The 3152-nt window shown below is 56.2% G+C and carries 2 protein-coding genes and 1 pseudogene; all 3 read right to left on the bottom strand.

From position 1 onward, the window contains the following. A pseudogene (locus V6C07_RS08785) lies at nt 1-365 on the bottom strand (biotin/lipoyl-binding protein); the annotation flags it as partial. 822 nt (nt 366-1187) lie between these two features. Beyond that, nucleotides 1188-2645 carry a catalase gene (locus tag V6C07_RS08780; RefSeq protein ID WP_333536024.1) on the bottom strand — a complete coding sequence of 486 codons (1458 nt, stop codon included), beginning with the start codon at nt 2643-2645 and terminating at the stop codon, nt 1188-1190. Nucleotides 2646-2816: 171 nt separating this feature from the next. After that, nucleotides 2817-3152, bottom strand: a 336-nt coding sequence (locus V6C07_RS08775; protein WP_333536023.1) for an SPOR domain-containing protein, incomplete at its 5' end; no start/stop codon positions are given.

Raw genomic sequence — 3152 nt, 5'->3', positions numbered from 1 at the left:
GTGGCCGCGCTTACCGACGCGCGGGCCTGAGCTATTTCTTCCACACGGTAACCGCGCTCAAGCCGCATAAGGGCGTCCTTTTGGCCCGCCAGTTGCGCGGCGGCCTCATCCCGTTGCTGCGTCAGCATGTCGGCATCCAGACGCGCGCGAGGCTGGCCGTCAACCACGTAAGCCCCTTCGTCCACCAGCACTTCAGCAATGCGCCCACCTACCCGGAAAGCCAGATCAACCTGGCGGATGTCCACATTGCCATAGAGTGTGAGTGCGGCATTATTCCGGCCGGCCAACCAAAACCAGGTAAAAAAGATTGCCAGCAATACGGCCGCCACGGCGGCCGCACCCGCAACCTTACGAGAGATTTGCATGGGTCCCCCTGATGCATCAAGCGACTGACCTGAGGCCCGCCAGTGGCTGCGGGGCAACTTGCGGCACAAGGCGCGCCAAATGCCGGACTTTGTGTTTGCGCCGCAGCTGTTTACAGCGGCCGCGCATGAATCATAGCCAGAGCTGTATACCTTGTCCACTGGCTTGTGCCGGGCCGGGCGCAACCCCCGCCCCTGGCGGCCCGTTGAACCACTCTACGGCTCTAGAACATTTTCACTTTGAAACTGCTTTGGCGACTGCGTAAGTAAACGCAATTTATTTGCGCTGTTAAGCGCCGAAGTAAGTTTTGAGAATGTCCATTCTCGAAGTTTATCTGCTCTAGAGCATTTAACACTTGAAATGCTTGCTTACGGCAGGCAAAAGCCTGCCTGCTCGCATTTCGCGGCAAGGATTTTCAGGAAAATCCTTGCAGAGCAGTTGACTCGTTTCATTCGTAAACTGCTCTAAAGATGCCATATCCGAATCGCGCTGTCATGAACAGATTAAAATTTTTGAAAATTTCTTGCACGCCGGGCAGTCGGCAAAGCTGGAACAGCAGTCTGGGCGAACAACCCTGCCCAGGCCCACAGCAGAACGCGCGACCGCCTGCGTCCCGCTGTTCCACTTATTCCGCCTGTTCTGCCGGCCTTCCGTTGCGTCCCGCACACCTGTTTCGATAGCCCGAAAAGTAAAGCCCCCCGGAAATTCCGGGGGGCTTGCAGGATGCAGGACGACAGAAAAACTGTCGGCCCCAAAAGGGTCAGAAAACAACCAGGGTCAGGCAGTCACGTTCCCAGTCAGGCAAAACCTGACAGGCCGTCTTGCTATATTTCTGCGGTGTCGATGCCGCAGGCCCTGGCAACTCCCGCACCATAGGCCGGATCGGCCTTGGCGCAGTTGCGGATGTGCCGCAGTTTTATTTCCTTGGGGGCGTCGCCAAGGTTGCGGGCCGTATTGCCGAAAAGAGCTTCCTGCTGTTCCGGGGTCATCAGACGGAACAGTTTGCCCGGCTGCTCGAAGTAGTCCGCGTCATCGCAGGGGTAGGACCAGTGATCGGCATCGCCGTTGATTTTCAAGGGCGGTTCCGCAGCTGCGGGCTGTTCCTGCCATGCCCCGTAGCTGTTGGGTTCATAGTTGATATGGCCGCCGTAATTGCCGTCCACGCGCATCTGTCCATCGCGATGGTAACTGTGCATAGGGCAACGCGCCGCATTCACGGGGATAAGGTGATGGTTCACGCCCAGGCGATAGCGCTGGGTATCACCATAGGAGAACAGGCGCCCCTGAAGCATCTTGTCCGGCGAAAAGCCGATGCCGGGCACGATATTGGCAGGGTTGAACGCGGCCTGCTCCACTTCAGCAAAGTAGTTTTCAGGATTACGGTTCAGTTCCAGCACGCCCACTTCGTACATGGGTACGTCTTTGTGATACCAGACCTTGGTGAGGTCAAAGGGATGGTACGGCAGCTTTTCGGCGTCGACTTCAGGCATGACCTGCACAAAAAGCTTCCAGCGAGGAAAGTCGCCTTTTTCAATATGCTCATACAGATCGCGCTGATGGCTGTCGCGGTCGCGTCCCACGATCTCCTGGGCCTCGGCGTCGGTAAGATTTTTGATGCCCTGCTGGGTTTTAAAGTGAAACTTGACCCAGAAGCGCTCATTGTTGGCATTGATAAAGCTGAAGGTATGGCTGCCGAAACCGTGCATATGCCGGTATGAGGCCGGAATGCCGCGATCGCTCATGACCACGGTGACCTGGTGCAGGGCTTCGGGCAAGAGGGACCAGAAATCCCAGTTATCCTTGGCGCTGTGCATGTTGGTACGCGGATTGCGCTTGACCACATGGTTGAGGTCGGGAAACTTTAAAGGGTCCCGCAGAAAGAAGACGGGGGTATTGTTGCCCACAAGGTCAAAGTTGCCTTCATCGGTATAGAACTTGATAGCAAAACCGCGAATGTCACGCTCGGCATCAGCCGCGCCGCGCTCGCCCGCCACGGTGGAAAAACGCACAAAGAGATCGGTTTTTTTGCCTATCTGAGAAAAAAGAGAAGCCTTGGTGAATTGCGTGATATCGTGGGTGACCGTAAAGGTGCCGTAAGCGCCGGACCCCTTGGCGTGCATGCGCCGCTCCGGGATAACCTCACGGTCGAAATGGGCCAGTTTTTCAAGAAACCATACGTCCTGCAACAACATTGGCCCACGCGGCCCGGCAGTAAGAACCCTGTTGTTGTCAGCCACCGGCGCGCCGGCATTATTGGTAAGTTTGTTCTGGTCGTTCGACATAGTGGTCGTCTCCTTGGTTTGTCTGTGCAGTCCAGGCAAAATTGCGGCCCCGGACTCAGTGACCGCCTTTGCAGGAAGATGACATGGATAGGCCATTTTGTAAATAGTAATTATTACTATTTACGAACAACCGAATCTCTCCTCCCCTCTTTTCCTTGTTTTATTGCAATACTAGTGTGTTACAGCCGTCTTGCTGCGCAGGATGGGCTTGCCGAGGCTCAAACTCTCACAGGCATGCACCACTTCTTCGGCTCTGGCGTCGTTGCCGCGCAGCATCACAAAAACAACAAGCAGCTTGCCAGACCGCTGCATGCGGGTTCGCAGTCCGCGCCCCTCAAGACGCTGGCGCAGACTGTCCACACTTTCTTCGTCCTTGAAAGCTCCAACCTGAAATACATAGTCGAATGTATTGCTTACAGGTTGCAGACTGTGCAGCGTCACGGGCTGCTCGCCTGGCGCCGCTTGTGCCGCCCGTCCGGTGGAAGCTGACGCCACGGGTAGATCGGG

The organism is Desulfovibrio sp. 1214_IL3152, from assembly GCF_036763055.1.
GTDB lineage: Bacteria > Desulfobacterota > Desulfovibrionia > Desulfovibrionales > Desulfovibrionaceae > Desulfovibrio.
This window is presented reverse-complemented; position numbering and strand designations above follow the sequence as displayed.

Bases quoted from the DNA above. Each gene is read 5' to 3' on its own strand.
- V6C07_RS08780 (WP_333536024.1), bottom strand. From the start codon at position 2,645: ATGTCGAACGACCAGAACAAACTTACCAATAATGCCGGCGCGCCGGTG.